This is a genomic window from Collinsella aerofaciens (assembly GCF_015670795.1).
Lineage (GTDB): Bacteria > Actinomycetota > Coriobacteriia > Coriobacteriales > Coriobacteriaceae > Collinsella > Collinsella aerofaciens_Q.
Window position 1 is genome coordinate 1 of record NZ_JADPCJ010000037.1, and the last position, 17,237, is coordinate 17,237.

12 protein-coding genes are annotated in these 17,237 nt (G+C 60.7%); 4 read left to right on the forward strand and 8 right to left on the reverse strand.

What is annotated here, in order from left to right:
• Nucleotides 1-457: 457 nt before the first annotated feature.
• From I4W09_RS09495 to I4W09_RS09510, 4 genes are all read right to left on the reverse strand, one after another.
• Nucleotides 458-1,015, reverse strand: coding sequence for a hypothetical protein (locus I4W09_RS09495; protein ID WP_196033901.1), 558 nt, complete (start codon nucleotides 1,013-1,015; stop codon nucleotides 458-460).
• Between the two features lie 235 nt (nucleotides 1,016-1,250).
• The gene (locus I4W09_RS09500; protein WP_196033903.1) at nucleotides 1,251-1,787 is read right to left on the reverse strand and encodes a PTS sugar transporter subunit IIA; all 537 of its coding nucleotides are present in this window, start codon (nucleotides 1,785-1,787) and stop codon (nucleotides 1,251-1,253) included.
• Between the two features lie 150 nt (nucleotides 1,788-1,937).
• Nucleotides 1,938-3,386 carry a glycoside hydrolase family 1 protein gene (locus tag I4W09_RS09505; RefSeq protein ID WP_196033905.1) on the reverse strand — a complete coding sequence of 483 codons (1,449 nt, stop codon included), beginning with the start codon at nucleotides 3,384-3,386 and terminating at the stop codon, nucleotides 1,938-1,940.
• Between the two features lie 173 nt (nucleotides 3,387-3,559).
• A complete protein-coding gene (locus I4W09_RS09510) occupies nucleotides 3,560-4,567 on the reverse strand; it encodes an AraC family transcriptional regulator (RefSeq protein WP_196033907.1) in 1,008 nt (335 codons plus the stop codon).
• 219 nt (nucleotides 4,568-4,786) lie between these two features.
• Here I4W09_RS09510 and I4W09_RS09515 point away from each other — a divergent pair, with 219 nt between their 5' ends.
• Both I4W09_RS09515 and I4W09_RS09520 read left to right on the forward strand, forming a co-directional pair.
• A complete protein-coding gene (locus I4W09_RS09515) occupies nucleotides 4,787-7,357 on the forward strand; it encodes a glycoside hydrolase family 2 (protein WP_196033910.1) in 2,571 nt (856 codons plus the stop codon).
• A gap of 42 nt (nucleotides 7,358-7,399) precedes the next feature.
• Nucleotides 7,400-8,254 (forward strand): MurR/RpiR family transcriptional regulator, encoded by an 855-nt coding sequence (locus I4W09_RS09520; protein WP_196033912.1) that lies wholly within the window; start codon nucleotides 7,400-7,402, stop codon nucleotides 8,252-8,254.
• A 210-nt stretch (nucleotides 8,255-8,464) separates the two neighbouring features.
• Here the strand turns inward: I4W09_RS09520 and pyrE are convergent, their stop codons facing one another.
• The 4 genes from pyrE to I4W09_RS09540 form a co-directional block, all read right to left on the reverse strand.
• Entirely contained in the window at nucleotides 8,465-9,148 is a 684-nt protein-coding gene (gene pyrE / locus I4W09_RS09525) for an orotate phosphoribosyltransferase (protein WP_006236284.1), read from the reverse strand.
• A gap of 112 nt (nucleotides 9,149-9,260) precedes the next feature.
• Nucleotides 9,261-10,172 (reverse strand): ROK family protein, encoded by a 912-nt coding sequence (locus tag I4W09_RS09530; protein WP_196033914.1) that lies wholly within the window; start codon nucleotides 10,170-10,172, stop codon nucleotides 9,261-9,263.
• Between the two features lie 361 nt (nucleotides 10,173-10,533).
• On the reverse strand, nucleotides 10,534-11,847 hold the full coding sequence (locus tag I4W09_RS09535) for a glycoside hydrolase family 140 protein (RefSeq protein ID WP_196033916.1): 1,314 nt from the start codon (nucleotides 11,845-11,847) through the stop codon (nucleotides 10,534-10,536).
• Nucleotides 11,848-12,057: 210 nt separating this feature from the next.
• Nucleotides 12,058-13,485, reverse strand: a complete 1,428-nt coding sequence (locus I4W09_RS09540; RefSeq protein ID WP_196033918.1) for a PTS transporter subunit EIIC — start codon at nucleotides 13,483-13,485, stop codon at nucleotides 12,058-12,060.
• 490 nt (nucleotides 13,486-13,975) lie between these two features.
• On the opposite strand from I4W09_RS09540, the gene I4W09_RS09545 reads away from it, so the two are divergent.
• Nucleotides 13,976-15,313: a prolyl oligopeptidase family serine peptidase gene (locus tag I4W09_RS09545; RefSeq protein ID WP_196033920.1), complete on the forward strand. Its 1,338-nt coding sequence runs from the start codon at nucleotides 13,976-13,978 to the stop codon at nucleotides 15,311-15,313.
• A 264-nt stretch (nucleotides 15,314-15,577) separates the two neighbouring features.
• Entirely contained in the window at nucleotides 15,578-17,089 is a 1,512-nt protein-coding gene (locus I4W09_RS09550; RefSeq protein ID WP_196033922.1) for a nucleoside hydrolase-like domain-containing protein, read from the forward strand.
• The last annotated feature ends 148 nt before the right edge of the window (nucleotides 17,090-17,237 follow it).

The following is a 17,237-nucleotide window of genomic DNA, read 5'->3' on the forward strand; positions in this document are numbered from 1 at the left end:
GGCGCGATGTGCCGGGAGGGCGCGGAATAGACATAGCCCCCGTCCCGGCGAGCCGGGCGGCCTTCGGGGATACCCCCTATTTCGCTGTGCGCGCGGAGCCCTCCGCATGCGCCTCGACAGACTTGGGGAACCCCGCCGAAGGAATGGAGTGCGGGCCGACAGAACGGTATCCGCGGATATGAGACTGAGCCGAAGGCGTCGACGACATGCCGGGGGCGGACCGGGACGGGTTAACGGCAGGCCCCGCCGACCGATTGCAAGCGGTCGGCGGGGCCATTGTGGCTCTTGACAGCGGATTGGGTCATATGAGCGAAAGCCCGCCAGAGCGAGCAAGGTGCCTTGAAACAAGGCGGCATTGATCTTTTGATCATGCCGCCGAAGTTGAAAGGCAGATTGCCGCTCTGACGGGCTTGCAGCGTCGAGCAGTTACGGCGTTTGGTAAAACGCCGTAACTCCCCTAGCTCATCATGGCTTTCATCATCTCGTTGGTTGCGGAATCGTCGGCAGACCACTCGCCGTCGTCATTGCAGGAGTACTTGAAGGTGACCTTGGTGTCCTTGGTCTTAGCAGCCTTGGTCACATCGACCATAACCTGACCGGCCATCTTGTACAGCTCGTCATCGGAAGGCATCGAATCGAGCGCGGCGACCTTCTCCTGGTACTGGGTGGCAAAATCCTCAACGATCTGGTTCATGGACTTGCAGGTAATGGTGACCTCGGCAGTCGCGGTGCCCTTGTCCTCGTCGACCGTCACGTCGCCGATCTTGTAGTCAAAGCCCTCGAGATAGCTCTTGGCGTACTCCTTGGGATCGATGCCCAGCTGCTCAAACTCGTCGCCCGAGGCCTCTTCCAGGCCGGCGAGGAAGTCGTCGCCACCGTTCTTGACCTCGTCAAACTGCGTCGTAAGATCCTCGGTGATGAGCTCCTCAACCGAAGGACCTCCGCAACCGGAAAGCACAACCACGCACGCGACCAGAACAGCCATCAGGGGCGCAAGCAGCAGCTTCTTCTTCATGACATTCCTCCCAACAAGCGGCACCGCGCTTCCCGACGCGGTGCACGTCGTAACAATAAGGCCATACTAGCCGCTAACGAACACCCCCGGCAAAGCAAAGGCGCAGTCGGCTCGATTTAACGTCCGAACGGTTTACCGGTCCGCCCAACGCGCAATAAAACGTTCCGCCGCATTGTAATAAAAAAGGGTGGTCGAACGATTCGACCACCCCAAAACACCCTTATGTTGCCGCGGCTTACTTGCGGACGACCTTAACGATGACATCGCCGGCGGCGACAGCGGAGTCAGCCTCGACGGCGAGCTCGACGTCGGCGAACTCGGCGGTGTTGGACACAGCCACGACGACGCAGTCCTTATAGCCGGCAGCGGCGATCTTGGCGCGGTCGATCTTGAGCATGGGCTGGCCAGCCTTAACGACATCGTCAGCCTTGACGAAGCCCTCGAAGCCGTCGCCGTTCATGTTGACGGTATCGACGCCAACGTGCACCAAAACCTCGATGCCGCTATCGGACTGCAGGCCCACGGCGTGACCCATGGTGACGGTCACCTTGCCGTCGCAGGGAGCGTAGACCAGATCGTCCTCGGGCCACACGGCGCAGCCCTTGCCCAGCACCTCGCCGCTAAAGACGGGATCGGGCACGTCGGCCATCTTGATGACCTTGCCCTTGACGGGCGAGCACAGCACGTCGGCGCCGGCAGAAGTAGAGATGGAGGCAGGAGCAGCGGCAGCCGCGGGCTCAGCCTTCTTCTTGAACATGTCAAACAGACCCATACGTTTTCTCCTCTTGATTAAGCGCAACGTTATGCGCATGCCTATGGTGATTATAGTGCCAAATGGCCAAATTGCTAAGGTGAGGGCTCGAATCGAGAGCCCTTCCAAGCCCTTCCCAAAACCTTTTACCAGTGGCACTCATATTGTCGATTACTCCAAGCCCTCGGTGCCGTTGGACTTGATGATCTTCTGATATGCGAAGAAGCTGTCCTTGCGGCGGCGCTCGTAGGTACCGGTGCCGTCGTCGTACTTATCGACGTGGATGAAGCCGTAGCGCTTGCGCATCTCGCCAGTGCCGGCGGAAACCAGGTCGATGGGACCCCACCAGGTGTAGGCGATCAGGTCAACGCCGTCGGCGATGGCCTCGCCCATAGCCTTGATGTGGCTCTGCAGATAGGCGATGCGGTACGGGTCGTGGATGGAGCCGTCCTCCTCGACCTCGTCGTAGGCACCCATGCCGTTCTCGACCACCATCAGCGGAATCTCGTAGCGGGCGTAAATCTCGTTGAGGGCGATGCGCAGGCCCAGCGGATCGATCTGCCAGCCCCAGTCGGTGGACTCCAGATAGGGATTCTTGCCGCCAAAGGTCATGTTGCCCTCGGTCATCTCGTGGTCCTTGTGGGTGCCCACGGTGCCGGACATGTAGTAGCTAAAGGTGTAGAAATCAACCTTGCCGTCGGCGATATCCTGCAGGTCGCCGTCCTCCATCACGAGCTCAACATCGTTCTCGGCCCAGAAGCGCTTGGCATAGAACGGGTACTTGCCGCGCACCTGTACGTCGGAGCAATACCAGTTCATGGTGTTCATCTCCTGCTGCGTGGCGAACACGTCGGCCGGATCGCACGTGGCGGCATAGGAGAGGATGAAGCAGTCCATGTTGCCCATCTTAAACTGCGGGTAATGCTCGTGGGCATAGCGCACGACGCGGCCGCTGGCGACAAACTGGTGATGCAGCGCCTGCATACGAGCCTGCGGCGTGGTATGGACCGCCGATGCCGGACCCTCAAAGCCCTGAATCATGCTGGTCTCAAAGAGGTTGCCCATGTCCTGAGTACCGCAGTTGATCTCGTTGAAGGTGAGCCAGAACTTGACCTTGTCCTGATAGCGGTCGAAGACGGTCTGGCAGTACTTCTCAAAGAAGCTGATGAGCTCGCGGCTCGCCCAGCCGTTGTATTTCTCGACCAGGTGATAGGGCATCTCGTAGTGCGAGAGGGTCACGAGCGGCTCGATATTGTGGGCGCGCAGGCAGTCGAAGACGCGGTCGTAGAAGGCGAGACCGGCCTCATTGGGCTCAGCGTCGTCGCCGTTGGGGAAGATACGGCTCCAGGAGATGGACATGCGGAACATATTGAAGCCCATCTCGGCGAACAGCGCGATGTCCTCCTCGTAGTGATGGTAGAAATCGATACCGTCATGATTGGGGTAGAAGCGGTTGGGGTCGATGTCGATCGTAATCTGACGTGGCTCTTTGTAGCTGCCGCCCAAGAAATGGTCGTCGACGGAAGGACCGCGGCCGTCCACGTTCCAAGCGCCCTCAAACTGGTTGGCGGCGGTGGCGCCACCCCAATAGAAACCCTTGGGGAACTTGATGTTTGCCATGAGCATCTCCTTTGCATCGCGGGTCGATAATCCGAGTATCGCCTGCGCACGGGACGGGCAGAAGCGGGCGCGCCAAACCCGACACTTCTTTTCGCGCCCACGGACCGCCGCCGCCCCGTCCCTGACATTTCCTGATACCGACCAAAAAAGGGACAGGTTTATTTTGGAAGGTTTTATCTGGGCAAACGCCGGCGGTAGGCGGCCGGCGTGCAGCCATAGCGCTCGGCAAATTTTTTGTAGAAGAAGCTCGTATTGGCATAGCCCACCTCGCGCGCTGCGGCCTCCGCAGTAGCACCGGTATCGAGTAGAGCCGCCGCGCGTGTCAGGCGGCTCTCCTGCACGAGCTGCATAAACGTGCGGCCCGTCTGCCGCTTGAGCAGCGCGCTCGCGTAGTTGGGACTCAGGTGCAGGTGGTGGGCTAAGTCGTCGAGTGTGCAATCGCAAGCATGCCGCTCGATGTAGCTCATCGCCGCCGCAACCTGCGCCGAGGGAAGCGCGGGGCCGTCCGTTTGCAGCAGCGCGGCCTCGTAGCTTTGCATGAGCTCGACCAGCAGCAGCTCAAACAGCCTCGACACGATCTGGGCGCTCGCTGCCGTCGGCTCCAGGAGCTCGCACAACATCTCCTGTATATACCGGCGCACCCGACGGCTAGCGCCCGTGCGGAAATGCACACGCCCGCGATGATCGGTCTCGTCGTTAAGTGCGTTGAGCAGGAACTGTGAGACAGCGCTTGTGGACGAAAGGCTTTGCTCCAGGCTGCGGCACAGCATCGGCCGTGAAATGACAATGCTCAACATCAGGTCGTGCTCGCCGAGCTCGCCTACGGCATGCGGGCAGGCGGCATCGAGCAGAAGTACCTCGTTTTGGGCGAGCGTGAGTTGCGTACCATTGACAACCTGTGGCGCGCTCCCTCGATAGACATAGCTGATTTCGACATAATCGTGCACGTGCTCCGGCACGGGGTTAAAGCGCGAGTTGCGCACAATCGACAGGCCCTCGGGCATGCCTTCTTGGTGCAGGGCGTACGCCGCGTTACCGATTTTACGGACATGCCTGCCATCGATATCTACCTGTTGCCCCTGTCTAAATGCATCGTTCCAGTCATAGCGGGCGCCCGCGCAGTAAGCGCGCTCGCTATCGGTCAGCTCGAGCAAAAGATTGTCCAAACGTGCGATATCCATAGCGCCACCATCGTTGATTTAGTCATATTCTGCCGTGGTTTTGATATTAGCAGGGCAGCGCGGACGACGTACCCTGAACTCGCAAGGGTTTAGAAAGTTGGTTCTGGCATGTGGCACGCGTCCCAGCGCTTCGCCAAGCAACTGTGGGGTGACGTTTGCCCAGATAAAACCGACCAAAATAAACCTGTCCCTTTTTTGGCAGGTTTTGAAGGAGTGAGTATGGCGGCATACGACAACCATGTGCTTCCGTTCTTGTGGCTCAAGGGCGAGGCGCACGAGACGATTACCGAATACTTGGAGCAGATTGCCGGTGCGGACATCCGCGAGGTCTGCCTCGAATCGCGCACGCATCCCGAGTTTTGTCGCGACGGCTGGTGGGCTGACCTGCGTTTTATCATTGGCGAGTGCAAGCGCTTGGGGTTGAAGATCTGGCTGCTCGACGACGCCCATTTCCCCACGGGCTACGCCAACGGCGCGCTTGCGGGCGAGGATGTTGACCCCGCGCTTAAGAAGACCGTGCTCAAACATCGCACGGTTACGGTCGTTGGTCCCCAGCCGTCCACGGTCATCAAGCTCGGCAATCTTATGGATCCCACGGAGCGCTTTGTGGGTGCGGCGACTTTCGACGCCGCCGGCGCACCGCTCGACTTTGAGCTCTCCGTTGAGCAGGCCGACGGCACCCCCGCCCGCCTGCGTTTTGACGCGCCCGCCGGCATCACCACCGTCGAGCTCTTCGTCACCAGCCAAAAAACCGGCTTTCGCGATGAGTACATCAACATGGTCGACGCCGATTCGTGCCGCGCGCTCATCGATGCCGTCTACGAGCCCACGTTTGAGCATCTGGGCGACGAGTTCGGCTGCACCATCCTGGGGTTCTTTACCGATGAGCCGGGCTTTATGAACGAGAAGGGCACGGCTCTCGACGATGCTTCTACCAGCAGCTTTATTGGACGCGGCGATATGGCGCTGCCATGGTCGGACGAACTTGCGCGACGCTTGCACGAGGCGTTGGGCGCGAGCTGGCTTGCCGAGCTGCGCGGCCTTTGGACGCGCGACCCCGCCGGCGCTCGGGTCCGCCACACCTACATGGACATCGCCACGCAACTCTACCGTTCGTGCTTTGACGAGCAGATTGGTGACTGGTGCCGCGAGCGCGACGTTATGCACATTGGCCATGTAATCGAGGACAAGAGCTGCCACACACGCTTGGGCCAGGGCGCTGGGCACTATTTCCGCGCTGTCGCCGGTCAAGACATGGCGGGCATCGATGTGGTTATTAACCAGCTCGCCCCTGGCATCGACCACGGCCCTTACAGCTACTTCCACGGCGCATGGAACATGGAGTTCTTTACCTACGCGCTTGCCAAACTGGGTTCTTCGGCCGCGCGCCTCGACCCCAAAAAGCAAGGGCGCTGCATGGCCGAGGTCTTTGGCGCCTTCGGCTGGCACGAGGGCTTGCGTGAGATGAAATGGATTGCCGACCACATGCTCGTCCGCGGCGTCAATTGGTTTACGCCGCACGCGTTTAGTATGGCGCCCTTCCCCGATTGGGACTGCCCGCCGCACTTTTACGCGCACGGCAACAACCCGCAATGGCCGCACTTTGGCCAGCTCATGAGCTATATGAACCGTACAGCAACGCTGCTTTCGGGAGGCTATGCCACGCGTCCCGTTGCCATCCTGTACCATGCCGATGCCGAATGGGCCGGTAGCGCCATACCTATCGAGCGCGTGGCGGCAGAGCTCACGCGCGCGCAGATCGACTTGGATTTTGTGCCCGCCGAGGCTTTTGAGGATGAGGACCGTTACGAGGTTTCTATTGCCGATGGAATGCTAACCGTAAACGATTGTCGTTACCAAGCGTTTGTTATGCCAGGAGCTTCATTTATTGGCTCGGCGACGGCGCAGGCCGTGAGGCGCATGATGGCGGCGGGCGTTATGGTGCTTGCCGTCGACGAGGTGCCGAGTGCGCTTTACGACGCCGATGGCGCGGTTGAACTGGGTGAACTTGCAGCGACTCCGCTTGCCGATACGGCGGGCGTACTGGCGAGCGTTGGGCTGCAGACGGTTGTCACCGACACGCCCCAGCCCTGGTTGCGTGCGCTTCGTTACGAGCGGGCGGACGAGACTTACGTTATGCTCGTCAACGAGCACCCACGCGAGCGCATCGACTGCACAGTTGCACTTGCGACAGGCGAGCGCCTTTGCGGCACGCGGCTCGACCTGCTAAACGGTGCCGAGCCCGTTGCGTTTGATGGCGCGTTGGAGCTCGCACCCTTCGAGAGCTGCTTCGTTGTTTTGAAGACGGACGGCGAGCTTGAGTCCAGGGACGACGCGGACATGGGCTCGAGTGATGCGCTCGCCCTCGACATCAACGACCCTTGGACCGTTGCCCTCTCCCCTGCCGGCGGCAATGGCGCCTTTGGTGAACCACAAAAGCTCAAGCACCTGTGCGACCTTACAGCCGATCTGTTCACCGGCACCTGCGGCACCTACCGATATCATGCGTCGTTTGAGCTGGCCAACGATTGCGCCGACGCCGCAATCGACCTGGGAGATGTCTACGAAGTCGCGACACTTACGCTCGACGGACGCCCGCTCGGCACACGCATCTGCCCGCCCTATCGCTTTGCCATCGACCCGCTTGCTGCCGGCACGCACGAACTCACCGTCGACGTCATCAACACGCTCGACCATGCGGTCCCCGACATCTTCGCCCTCACCGAGCCCGTCGCCCCCAGCGGCATCCTCGGCCCCGTTACCCTTTGCGGGCAAAACCTGCCAAAATAAACCTGTCCCTTTTTGGCAGGTTTGTTGAGTGTGGGAGTTCGCATGGATATCAAACGCAAGATCACCGAGGCGCAGGGCCTCACCCCCACCGAGCAACAACTCGGCATTGCGGCCCTAGCCATCGGCGAAGACATCCGCGGGCTTTCCATTAAGGAATTTGCCGCGCGTACCAACGTTTCGGTTGCGAGCGTCCACCGTTTTTGCAAAAAGCTCGGCCTCGAGGGCTTTAAGGACCTCAAGGTCGAGCTCATCCGTCTGGCGACCGAGGCGGGCAATCGGCGCGACGTGGATATCAACTTTCCCTTCGACGCTACGTCCACCCCTGCGCAGGTTATGGAGCGCATGGAGGGACTCTATCAGACCACGCTGGCCGAAACACAGGAGCTGCTCGACCCCACGCAGCTTGACCACGCCGCCAAGCTTATCGCGAACGCCCGACAGGTCGATATCTACACGGGCTCGCACAACCTCTATCCAGCGGGAATGTTCCGTGATCGCCTGCTCTCCGCCGGTAAAAGCGCGACATGCCACGACGGTGCCGAAGCCCAGGTGCGCACGGCGCTCGCCTCGGGCCCCGACCATGCGGCAATCGTCATCTCCTACAGCGGCCTTGCCCCCAACCTCAAGGACATCTTGCCGATCCTCAGCAGTCGGCATGTCCCGGTCATCGTCATCGGCACGCCTTATTGCGCTCGCATTCACCCCGGCTTTGCCGCCTACCTTACGGTGAGTGACCACGAGAGCATGACGCATCGCATCACGCAGTTCGCCAGCCACATCGCCGTGCAATACGTGCTCGATTCGCTCTACAGCAGCTACTTCGCCAAAGATTACGCCCGCTGCTCCGAATTCCTAGAGCGCTCATTCCCCTACACCCGCCTACCCGGGCTCAAGTAGTCATTTAAGAACGTCCCCAATGACCACCCATTCGGAGCAAGGCAACGCCGCAGGTAGAGGACGGACAGCGAGCGGGTCGCATTTGAGACAAGGTGACGTGAAACGAAAGGGCGCTGACCTTCTGGTCGCGCCCTTGAAGTTGAACGTCAGATTGTCCAAATGCGGCCCGCGCAGCGTCGAGTAGTTACGGCGTTTGGTAAAACGCCGTAACTACTCCCGAGCCCCGTACTGCTCGTAGTAGGCGTCGATGGCGGTCTTAAGCTCGTCGTCGATGACAACCTTGCCGTCAATCTCGTGGTTGTAGAGGGTCTCGACGACCTCGGCCATGGAAACGATGCTCGCGACGGGGAAGCCGTACTTGGCCTCGATCTCCTTCTGCGCGGTAGTCACGCCGCCCTTGCCGACCTCCATGCGGTTGAGAGACACGATGAGGCCCTTGATCTCGACATCGGCAGCAGCCTTGACCTTGGGATAGGTCTCGTCGATGGACTTGCCGCTGGTGGTGACATCCTCGACCATGACCACGCGGTCGCCGTCCTGGGGCTCGTAGCCCAGCAGGTTGCCCTTGTCGGCGCCGTGGTCCTTGGCCTCCTTACGGTCGCAGCAGTACTTGACCTCCTTGCCGTACAGCTCGTGGTAGGCAATCGCGGTCACGACGGCCAGGGGAATGCCCTTGTAGGCCGGCCCAAACAGCACGTCAAAGTCGTCGCCAAAGTTATCGTGGATGGCCTGGGCGTAATACTCGCCCAGCTTCTTGAGCTGGTAGCCCGTCACGTAAGCACCGGCGTTCATAAAGAACGGGGACTGACGGCCGCTCTTGAGCGTAAAGCTGCCGAACTTAAGGACGTCGGACTCGACCATAAACTTGATGAACTCTTGCTTGTAAGCCTCCATGCGGGCTCCTCTCGTAATCGCGTACGTGCCTTCCAGTTTAGCGCAGGCAGGGCGTCGATACGGGCGTTTCACGCCGGACTTTATCTTTTTCGACAGCCTCGTTTGGCTCGCGCTACACCAGGCGCATGGCCTCCTGGACAGCACCGTAAAGGTTGGCGTCGTTGCCGAGCTCGGCCACCTTTATCTGCGGCACAGGAATGCCGGCAAGGGTCCCTTCGTAACCCGCGAGGGCCAGCGGCATCTGCGCACGCAGGGCATCGATGAGCTCGGGATGGCACGAGATGCCGCCTGCGATCACAAAGACCTCGGGGTCGAGCACGGCCTGCAGGTTGATGAGCTGTCCGTCAAAAGCGCGAGCGTAGCGGTCGAGCGCGCGCTGCGCCGCCTTGTCGCCATCCGCGATCCACTCAAAGACGCGGCGGCCGTCCACCGGAGAACCCGCAGGCAGGCCCTTCTCGGCAACGGCAGCATCGCGGAGCGCGCGCCAACCGCCCGAACCCGCAAAGGTGTTTTCCATGCCCGCGGCAGTTGTGACATCGTTGCGCAAGAAGCTGAACTCGCCTGCAAAGCAGTGCGCGCCGCGCAGGACCTTGCCGTCGATGACGATGCCGCCGCCGATGCCCGTGCCAATAGCGAGCACCACGCCAAAACGTGTCCCGCGCAGGGCACCAGCCGCATACTCACCGAGTGCACAGCACTTACCGTCGTTATTGACGGCAACCGGCACCCCCAGCGCCTCGCGCATGAGCTTTCCCAGTGGGCAGCCGTCCATAAACGTGAGCGCACCGCCGCGATGGATCGTTCCCGTAACATCTCCCTCGTAGATACCGCCGGGTGCGCTCACGCCTACGGCGCTCACGCGCTCACGGTACGGCTCGACGAGCCCGATCAACGCCGAAACCGTCTCCTCAGCCGTGGTAAAGCCCGTCGGCAGGCTCCCGCGCTCGCGAATGGAAAAATCCTCGCCCAGCACAGCCCATTTAACGGCCGTACCGCCCACATCGATTCCAAAGAACTCCTGCATATTCGCCCCTCACGCGCCATAGCCCCGGACGCGCATCGCCGCGACCACCACAGGGGCTGCCCTTATGATGTTCATGCAGCAAATCGCGCCCGGAGCCGATTATCTCTCTGTTTTACGCCTCTACTTTGGTCAGACGAAGCAACATATCGTCGACGTGGGTCTCACCGTGGGTCACATAACCGCCACGCAAACCGTCCTCCCAAAGAACGCCCCCAATTACCACTCATTTAAGCACTCATTTAAGTACGTCCCCAATGAGTGCGACGGAACGGCCCCCTTGGCAGCTTAAAGCTGTCATGCAGGAACCATTCCGTCGCAACCCAATGCAAGGGACTGGGTTGTAAATGTTGGAGAAGAGCCGCTAGCGTTCGGGGGTCAGGATCACCAGCGCGTCGTGCTCAAAGGGATGCTGAGCCACACGCACGGTACCGTCACCGTTGTCGCGGACAGGCAGCTTGGCGACGCGCTTGTCCTCCATGTCGAGGACCGTCGCCGTCCAGCCGCGCGCGCCGTCGAGCTTAAACTTGAGCGCCGTGGTGCGCGGCAGGTACGTGACGACACGATCGCCAACGCGCGCCACACGAATGGCCTCGCGCGCGTCATCGAGCAGCTCCTGCGCCGGAACCACGGCAAGCGCGTCGTCGCTAGCCGTGGCGCCCAGGCCGGCAAGCACATGCTCGATCGCGCCAAAGTCCCAAACGCCCGCAAACTGCAGGCACTCCTGCCAGCGGAACGGCATATCGAAGCCCTCGCCCAGCACCGAGCCCTGGCTCTTGCTGGTCTGCCAGTTCCAAACGCCGTGCGCGCCATAGGTCACGCCAGCGCTCGCACCGGCAAGGATCGACGACCACACGCTCGCGCGGCAGTCCTGCGCGGTGAAGCGCCAGTACACGTTGCGCGAGGCGCCCATCTGTTCGTAACAGGGCTCGGAATTGACCATCGGCTTTTTGGGATAGTTGGCGATAAAGTCCTGCGGCAGGCGCCAGGCCTCGGGCTGGCCCTCGTAGTTGTGGCCAGGCTGGAACATGTAAAAGTCCAGACGGTCCAGGTACTGTGACGGAATGGTGCGGTTGCCACGGTTGATATGCATGGTGCGCAACGCCTCGGGCGCGCGTTTGACGACTTCATCGAGGGCGTCCTCGTAATAGGCAATCGCCTCGTCGCTGGTAAAGTCGGTATCGCCCGCCACCACGTAGACGGGGTCAAACTCGCCCAGGTTCTCGACGACGCGGGCAACGTGGGCACGAACCTCCTCGCGCGGCATAACCTCGGCACCGCAATGCTCGGCAATCTTGGCGCCCCAGGTACCGGGCACGTAGTTGCACCACATAAGCACGAGTGCCGGACGAATGCCGTGCTCGACGGCAGCGCGGCACATGGCGGCGGCGCGATCCCAGTACGCCTGGTTGGGACGGGACCAATCAAAATGCACGCCGTCCTCGCCGGCATAGGGCCAAATGCCCAGATCGGGGCAGCAGCGATCCCACTGCGGCAGCGTGTTGGTCTGCAGCACGTTCATGCCCTGCTCAGCGCGACGGGTCAGATAGTAGTCCCAATCGGCCTCGGTAATGCTCGTAAACGCGCTCCAGCACGTATCGGCAAACCAAAAGAACGGTTTACCCTCGCACAAAAAGCCGTCCCGACGACCGTTAACGGTCAGCTTTCCCAAACTCATCTGCATGTCCTTTCGTTTGATAAAGGAGTTGCGAACCGGCAGATTCTTTCGCGGTAACCCCGTGCGAAAGCCCCTGGCGCTTAGCAAGCCCCGGCGAGCAGGCGCCACGCGCCCCCAATCAGTCTACCTTGTAAGAAGGGCCCCGCCGGGCTTGCGCCTGACGGGGCCCTGTCGTGTAGGTAAGGTCGTATGCGTCCGAATGGTTTGGCCTTAGGCCTCCATCTCGGCGAGCTCCTCCTTGGAGAAGCCAGTGGCAAAGACGACGGCAGCGGCGATGACAAAGGAGATTGCCATACCGGCGATAGCCCAGACGGTGTTCATCTGGCCACCCTGCAGGTAGTTGGTGAAGACCAGGAAGTTGGAGGCACCGCCGGCCAGGTAGTAGGTAACACCCATGAGGCCGGAGAACACAGCGCCGATGGCACCGCCGATAAACATACCGAGCATGGTGCGACGGAAGCGCATGAGGATACCGAAGAGTGCGGGCTCGGTGACGCCGCCGGCGATGGCGGAGATGACGTAACCCAGGGCAAGACCCTTCTCGTCGGGGTTCTTCATCTTGAGGAAGGCACCGAAGGCGCAGCCCCAGACAGCGGCCATAGCGCAGTTGGTGGAAACGAAGACGAAGGGATCGTAGCCGGCAGCGATGATCTGAACCTGAGCGAGCAGGATGACGGGCATGTGCATGCCGCAGACCACGAAGAGCTGCCAGAAGGCGCCGAGGATGGCCATGACGATCAGGATACCGATACCGCCAAGGTCAGCAAGACCAAAGAGGGCGTTGGCGATGAGGCTGCCGATCTCGTTGCCGATCGGGGCAAGGACGATGAAGGCGATGGGGATGGTGACGATCATGGTGCAGAACGGCGTGAAGACCGTGGACAGCACGTCGGGCATGACCTTCTTAAAGAACTTCTCAACAAAGTACAGGACGGGCACCGAGAGGATGATCGGCAGGACGGACTGCTGATAGTTGGCAGCGGCGATCTGGATGCCGTACACGGAGATGATTCCGCCACCCTCCTGAGTCGCGACACTCACGACGGACGGGGCCATGAGAGCACCGCCGAGGAGCATGCCCAGAACCGGAGAGGCGCCGAGCTTCTTAGCAGCGGCATAGCCCAGGTAAATGGGGATAAAGGTAAACGTGGCCTCGTACAGGGTGGTGTAGAGGAACGTGTAGGTCGGATCGGTATCGGAGAGAACGCCGAGCATGGTGGGACCAAGAACCGCAGCGATGGTGCGGAACAGACCGCCGGCCATGAGCAGCGGGATCAGCTGGGTCATGGAGCCCGACAGGTAGTCGAGGATGATGTTGGGCAGGTTCTTGAGCTCGAACTTCTCCTTGGGAGCGTCGAGGTTCTCGTCGACCGCGGCACCCTGCTTGACGCCGGACATGGCGACGAACTCGGCGAGCACCTTGGGCACGTTCTGGCCGATGATGACCTGGAGCTGGCTGCCGGCGAACTGGCAACCCAGAACACCCTTGACCTTCTTGATCTTCTCCACATCGGCCTTGCTGTTATCCTTGAGCGTCAGACGCAGGCGCGTCATGCAGTTGGTGGCGACGGCAACATTCTCCGCACCGCCCACGAGCTCGAGGACATCGGTGGCAATCTGCTTGTTATCTACTGCCATGGGACCCCTCCCCATATCATCGTGTGTCTACCCGTTTGGACGTAGGCACGCCTTTGGCCCGGCGACTATAACCCCTTACGGTTACCGGACCCTTGGATACGCCGTCGTAAACAAAGTGTTTACTGAACGTTTACGAGCTTTAGTTTACACGGAATGCCTAATTTGTGGCAATTTTGCCATTTGTCGTCCGGTGAACGGTAGGAAATCGGGGGTGAACGTAATTGACTGCTAAGGCATCATATATTGGGCCATTTTTTTCGAAATGCTCATCTACGTGGGCTTTTATATAAGCTGGCACCACGATGACTTGTTGACTCATCAACAAAAGCCCTGCTAGATAGTAGTAAACGAGCGTTTAGCAGTTCATTGAGCGTTTGATGCGACCGTTTACCGAGTTCATCCGCTTATTCTCTAATTCTGCTTTACACTAAACATGTTTAGATTGTATTGCCGCGATTGTTTAGCATGCGCGGCGCAAGGGAGGCAGCTCATGGAACTCAGATCGTGTACCTACGCAACCGTCACCACCTTGGGCGACTTTGGCCCCTGGATCAGCAAGGTCGTTCTCGACCTGCCCTGCACCGTGCGCGCCAACGATGTCGATGCGAACACTTTCCATATATATGTAGAGCGTCACGAGCGCACGGGCGAGATCCTGATGCGCAAGGAGCACGGCGCCGACCATGCCGCGCCCTCCGTGGGTTACATCGACGTTCTCGCCGCGTATCCGTGTGACGAGAACGGCCGCAAGCTCGCCGTGGGCACCCATGTGGCACTCGAGGTCGCCGAGCAGCGCCTGACCAAAAAGATCGAAGGCGGCGTCATGGGCTCGCGCATGCTCGATGACCAGCTGCACATCACGCAGCTCGCGGCTCTTCCCGGCAACGACGGCGACGACCCCACCTGCGGCCTGGTCTTCGATACCTGTCGCGGCGACATCTGCCCCGCGCTCAAGGGCTGGAGCAATGCCGTACAAAAGACCGCCGTCGACGGCATCGCGCTCGAGTACGGCTTCTTTGAGCCCAGCTTTAAGGCAGAGGACTCGGCCTGCTTCAATCCCTTCGCGCCCGAGGCCACGGTCGTGCCCCAAAAGGCCCCGCTCGTGGTGTACCTGCACGGCGCCGGCGAAGGCAAGGGTGCCACGCAGGGCGAAGGTGCCACGCGCGCCTATGTCGGCAACCGCGTGACAGCCATTAGCCAGGCGCAAATCCAGCGCTACTTTGGCGGCTTTGCCTGGGTGCTCGTGCCGCAGTCGCCGACGTTTTGGATGGACAACGGCGTCGAGCAGCTCGGCCGCTCCAACCAGAGCATCTACTCCCCCGTACTCAAGGCGCTCATCGACGAATTTGTCGCCGAGCATGCCGAGCGCATCGACACCGACCGCATCGTGGTCGCCGGCCTTTCCAACGGCGGCTTTATGACCCTGCGGCTGTGCGCCGACTACCCCGATTTCTTCGCCGCCGGACTTCCCTGCTGTGCCCCGTGGTACAACGCCACGGACGAGGACGTAGCCGCGCTCGCCAAGACGCCGCTGTGGTTTACGCACTCCAAGGGCGACGAGCTCGTGTCGCCGCAGCAGACCGTGCTGCCGCTCACGGCACGCCTGCGTGACGCCGGAGCCAACGTGCACCTTACCTACTTTAGTCATGTCGAGGACCTGACCGGGCGCTATCGCGAGGCCGACGGCTCGCCTAAGAAGACGTTCAACCACGGCGTGTGGATCCACCAATTCAACGACCTGTGTTATCAAGACTTCGACGGGGGCAACGTACTCATCGACGGCGAGCCGGTGGGCTGCTGGGAGTGGTCGGCCAGAGTTTCGAGGTAACCATCCCATCGGGGCCCTGACCTTTAGTTTTGTAAACGTCCTCGCGCATGAGTCCCGCTTATCCTGCTCCTTCGGAGCATCGGATAAGCGGGGCTCGCGCTGCGGAATGTTTACAAAACTAAAGGTCAGGGCCCCTAAGTTAACGTTGTTCGAAACGCTGGCCGGCCGCTCCCGGCAGCACACCTGGTCGGTGGCGATGGGGGCGTGGGTCCCGTCTTGCCTTGCGCGTAACTGGCTGAATTGATTTTGATTGGAGCTGTTCCTATGTCCCAGAATTTGACTCGGGTGATTGTTACCACTGATATGGAAGTCGATGATATGAACTCGCTCATTCATTTGGCTCTGTATCTCAATGTGCTTGATGTTCAGGCTGTGGCGTATACGGCTTCGCAGTATCACTTTCTTGGGGATGGGGTTCATACGCTGGGCGAGGTGAATCCGCATTGGCGGACCAAAGGGCGTCGCTCTTATGAGTGGGCTGTTGTGCCTCATGAGCCCGATCCGCTGGCCGGCGAGCTTCGTGAGTATCGGCCGTTTCCCGAGCATTGGATTGAGAGCCTCTGGAGTAATGAATATGCCCAGGCTTGGCCGCAGTTGCAGGCGAATGCGGACGCTGCCGGTGAGCCGCCGTTTCCCACGCCTGCCCAGATGATCGAGCGCACCTTTGTGGGAAATGTTGCCTTTGAGGGTGATGTGACTGAGGAAACTGAGGGGTCTCGCGTAATCGCGCAGGCGATTTTGGACGATGACCCGCGTACGTTATGGCTGCTCAGCTGGGGTGGCATGAACACCATCGTTCGCGCCCTCATGAGTATTGCCGAGCGTTATCGCGCCACGCCCGAATGGCCTGCCGTACAGCAGCGGGTCTATCAAAAAGTGCGCGTGATGGGCGTCGCGGACGGCGTAGGGCAGGACAACTCATGGCTCGACCATGGGCACGAGCTCTTTCCCGAGCTCACCTTTTGGCGCGCGCCCTATATGTATGGCGGCTATGTCGACGCCAAGACGGCTCAGCCCGATACGCTGCCACTGTTTAAGGCTCCTTGGCCCGAGCAGAATCTCACGCAGGGCAACGGCCCCCTCATGGCACGCTATATGCTCTACGGCGATGGCAAGATCTACGAAAACGAGCCCGAGCGCTTTCAGTTTGGCAAGCATGCCCGTCTGGATTGGGGTCTGGAAGGCATGCCCGCGATGCAGTTTGAGCGCGGCGATTTTATGGCCGAAGGCGACAGCATGACCTATATTCCGCTGCTGCCGTTTGGCCTGCGCGGCATCGATGACCGCGGCTTCGATACGCTGCTCGGCCGCATGTTTCTTGATGGGCATCCCGATGCGGACGCACCCGCCGGTTTTGCCGCCATCGGCACGCCCGCAGGCAACAACCCCAATCCCTATCTGCGCGCCTATCAGGAAGACTTTGCCGCCCGCGCGCAATGGTGCGCCCATGATCCGGCAGCCTGCTCGCATCCGGCATATGTTGTCGAGGTCACGGCCGACCGCAGCGCTACAGCCGGCGAGCGCGTCGCCCTCGCAGCAACCATCGTCGACCCCGACGACAAGGGCTTCAATGCACATTGGGATGTCGCCGTGGACCCGTCGAGCTATGCAGGCGCCCAAGATTTGTCGCTGTGGCAGGAATGCACGGTGAGCGCCGCTTTCATCGTACCCGCCGACGCGCAGCCCGGCGCCCGCTTCGTGCTCACCCTTACCGTGCAGACGCGCGCCGAGCGCCCCTGCAGCCGCTACGCCCAAGTTGCCGTGACCGTGGCATAGCAAGGACGGCGCCCACATTCGGCAGCCGCCGCGTTCGGCATGGAGCGTCCCCAACTGCCACTCATTTAAGTACGTCCATTACAGTCGAAATTGTCAGCCCGGGACCGTCTCGGGCTACGATTGAGGCGCGCCCAGAACGGGCCGCCGA

Bases quoted from the DNA above. Each gene is read 5' to 3' on its own strand.
- I4W09_RS09515 (WP_196033910.1), top strand. From the start codon at position 4,787: ATGGCGGCATACGACAACCATGTGCTTCCGTTCTTGTGGCTCAAGGGC.
- I4W09_RS09505 (WP_196033905.1), bottom strand. From the start codon at position 3,386: ATGGCAAACATCAAGTTCCCCAAGGGTTTCTATTGGGGTGGCGCCACC.
- I4W09_RS09545 (WP_196033920.1), top strand. From the start codon at position 13,976: ATGGAACTCAGATCGTGTACCTACGCAACCGTCACCACCTTGGGCGAC.
- I4W09_RS09550 (WP_196033922.1), top strand. From the start codon at position 15,578: ATGTCCCAGAATTTGACTCGGGTGATTGTTACCACTGATATGGAAGTC.
- I4W09_RS09540 (WP_196033918.1), bottom strand. From the start codon at position 13,485: ATGGCAGTAGATAACAAGCAGATTGCCACCGATGTCCTCGAGCTCGTG.
- pyrE (WP_006236284.1), bottom strand. From the start codon at position 9,148: ATGGAGGCTTACAAGCAAGAGTTCATCAAGTTTATGGTCGAGTCCGAC.
- I4W09_RS09520 (WP_196033912.1), top strand. From the start codon at position 7,400: ATGGATATCAAACGCAAGATCACCGAGGCGCAGGGCCTCACCCCCACC.
- I4W09_RS09530 (WP_196033914.1), bottom strand. From the start codon at position 10,172: ATGCAGGAGTTCTTTGGAATCGATGTGGGCGGTACGGCCGTTAAATGG.
- I4W09_RS09535 (WP_196033916.1), bottom strand. From the start codon at position 11,847: ATGAGTTTGGGAAAGCTGACCGTTAACGGTCGTCGGGACGGCTTTTTG.
- I4W09_RS09500 (WP_196033903.1), bottom strand. From the start codon at position 1,787: ATGGGTCTGTTTGACATGTTCAAGAAGAAGGCTGAGCCCGCGGCTGCC.
- I4W09_RS09495 (WP_196033901.1), bottom strand. From the start codon at position 1,015: ATGAAGAAGAAGCTGCTGCTTGCGCCCCTGATGGCTGTTCTGGTCGCG.
- I4W09_RS09510 (WP_196033907.1), bottom strand. From the start codon at position 4,567: ATGGATATCGCACGTTTGGACAATCTTTTGCTCGAGCTGACCGATAGC.